Annotated in this window: 1 protein-coding gene; it reads left to right on the plus strand. The window is 52.1% G+C overall.

The features are described from left to right. The coding region (locus tag ICL55_RS35040; protein WP_188106740.1) for an AMP-binding protein at positions 1-265 on the plus strand (265 nt) is incomplete at both ends.

Below are 265 nucleotides of genomic sequence, written 5' to 3' on the forward strand. Positions count from 1 at the left end.
CAAACCGTTGCTGAATGAAAACATATTTATTCTCGATGATAACACCCGGCTGTCGCCTGTAGGCGTAGCGGGGGAAATCTGCATTGGCGGCGCCGGTGTGGCCCGTGGCTACCTGAACCTGCCAGTGCTGACAGCAGAGAGATTTATTGCGAATCCTGTTAATCCCGGTTCGAAGTTATACCGCACCGGAGATCTTGGCTACTGGCTGCCTGACGGCAACATCGTGTTTGTAAGGCGGAAAGATGATCAGGTGAAGATAAGAGGT

This window comes from Chitinophaga varians (assembly GCF_014529945.1).
In the GTDB taxonomy this organism is placed as follows: domain Bacteria; phylum Bacteroidota; class Bacteroidia; order Chitinophagales; family Chitinophagaceae; genus Chitinophaga; species Chitinophaga varians.